Genomic DNA, 2,200 nt, shown 5'->3' with positions numbered 1-2,200 from the left:
ACCGCCCCATCACGAAACTCCCGGTCGTACTTCTTCCGCTTCTCTGGCATCGTGCTCCTCATTATCGATGCCTCTACGGTTCGGGGGGAACCTCACTCTTCCGTGAGGGTTTGGCGGGTGGGATGAGCGGAACGCTTGATGCCATCGGCTCTCGCGCCAACTCGATATACCCGCCGGGGATGTTCGGTGTTCCGGTGAACCTCGGTTCCTACGGTGGGATGTTCTCGGATCACCTTATGAGTGCGCCTGGCCTCTCCTCGCTTTTTCAGAACGCGCAGAAGCAGATGGTCGACAAATACCCTGACGTGATCGCGCGTGATCAGTCAGCTGAGGTGATGTACAGCGCTCCCGGAGCAGCCGACGTACGGGTCGATCTCCAGTTCGCCGACGACATGGGCGACTTGTGGCGTCGACGGCACGGTCAGCAACCCGAGCCTGTGATGGAGGACGAGTAGGCCAAGTCTCCGAGTCCGACCCACGTCCGAAATGATAAGAACGTCATAACACCTAATCGCAAGGCGCCAGACCTTGGTCAGTCGCCTCTAAGAGCAGAGCCACTCGATGTCGACCACTATGCCCAAACAAACGCCCCCGAAGATTGCTCCCTTCACCCCGGATTTCGTCAAGGGCGTGTGCGACGTGCTTTCGCAGACAGATCATCCGGGACTCACCGGTTCCGAGATCGACTCCTTGCTCCAGATGGTGGGAGTCAGGCAGCGTGAGCCGGGCGGCAACAAGCGCGACAGCCTGTACGTCACTCTCTACAACGTCCAGGTTCGACAGCAAGCCGGCAACGTCATGGGCGGATTCATCGCAAAGGCCATGAATCCTAGCCGGTATGCCGCTCAGCCAGCTCGTTTCGACGAGCTGCGCGACCAGCTCAACCAGTTCCTCGTGTACTACGGCTACGCAGTTAACGAAGCGGGCAAGCTCGCATCCGGAGCGAAGGCATCCAGCATCTCCGAGGGTGCCGCCCTGGCCGGACGACTTCAAACTGAGCTGAGGCGCCGAGGGTGTCACAGCGAGTTATTCCGCTACTGCGACGAGGAACTCATCGGGCGTTCTCTGTTTCATGCAATGTCGGAAGCGTCGAAGAGCATCCCAGCAAGAGTCCGCGGCATCACGGGGTTGGCGGGTGATGGCGCAGCTCTTTACGACGGCGTCCTCGGAACCAATCGCGAGCATCCCGCCTGGTCCATCAACGCCCATGAATCAGACTCCGACATCAGCGAGCACCGCGGCTTTAAAAGCCTGCTCGTTGGGATCCACGGGCACTTCCGAAACCCGCGCGCGCACTCCAGCCGAATCTTCAATGATGAGGTTCTGAACGATTTCTACGACGCGTTCTCGCTCTCCTCCTACGTACATCGTCGGCTCGACTCAATGAGGAGATTGACCGCACCCCACTGAGCCGAAAGCTTGGCTTGCGGCTATCCGCGCCGAGGAACGATTGCTCGGGTCGCTGCTCACGGTCTCAGGTCCGGACCACACCAGAACCAACGGCCCGCTCTAGATCCGCTATGACGAGTCCTCTCATCCGTTTCATCACGACCGGCTTTCTGGGTGCCCACCCCCTCGCTGCGAACGTCACCAATCTGCTCATGCGGCTGCCGACCTCCGGGAGGGCGGCAGATCAGCGCGCCCAGCGAGTGGCGCCGCCAGAATGTCCTATCGCGCCGATATCCTGCCTACGTGCCTCCCCGGTCGCGGGAGGACGTGCTGCGCGATCAAGGGTGAGTGATGATTGACGAATCGGCGGTCGTCGAACAGTTCCTCGAGCTAGCTCGGGGCACGAGCAGCTCGCTGATCAGCTTCCTGCCGGCGTTCGAGGACGCCGTCACAGTTCCGGAAACATCGACTATCGTGCGGACGCACTTTCTCGCACATGATGCCAACGGAGCGCCTGCTGTGGAGCAGCTCGCAGGAGCGATGGCGTCTGCGGCCATGGATTTCTGTATAGCACGTTCGAAGATCGAGCGAGCGTATGCAGAGTACGAGGAGACTCGATCGACCGCGGCCATCGTGAGCTTGAATGAGCTGACGTGTGCGGTCTCAGGAGATGCGTGACGTCGTGTTCTCGGGAGATGCTTACCGGCGGTGGGGCCGGTGGGCGTTGAAGTTGCGAATGGTCTTGGTGGTGGTTCGTGCGTGCAGTGACAGTTCTCTGGCGCCGTCGAGCACTCGTAGGTGGTGATCGTCG

3 protein-coding genes are annotated in these 2,200 nt (G+C 60.5%); all 3 read left to right on the top strand.

The window, feature by feature from the left end; genetic code table 11:
- Positions 1-455, top strand: a 455-nt coding sequence (locus ACWETB_RS23810; RefSeq protein ID WP_279941311.1) for a hypothetical protein, incomplete at its 5' end; no start/stop codon positions are given.
- Between the two features lie 106 nt (positions 456-561).
- A complete protein-coding gene (locus ACWETB_RS23805) occupies positions 562-1,410 on the top strand; it encodes a TIGR02391 family protein (RefSeq protein WP_006370051.1) in 849 nt (282 codons plus the stop codon).
- Positions 1,411-1,740: 330 nt separating this feature from the next.
- Positions 1,741-2,067: a hypothetical protein gene (locus tag ACWETB_RS23800; protein WP_020173285.1), complete on the top strand. Its 327-nt coding sequence runs from the start codon at positions 1,741-1,743 to the stop codon at positions 2,065-2,067.
- Positions 2,068-2,200 lie beyond the last annotated feature (133 nt).

The organism is Gordonia sp. NPDC003950, assembly GCF_053605205.1.
The sequence above is the reverse complement of the archived record's forward strand: the minus strand, read 5'-3'. Positions and strand labels throughout refer to the sequence as shown.

Coding starts and splice junctions, on each gene's coding strand:
- ACWETB_RS23800 (WP_020173285.1), top strand. CDS start 1,741: ATGATTGACGAATCGGCGGTCGTCGAACAGTTCCTCGAGCTAGCTCGG.
- ACWETB_RS23805 (WP_006370051.1), top strand. CDS start 562: ATGTCGACCACTATGCCCAAACAAACGCCCCCGAAGATTGCTCCCTTC.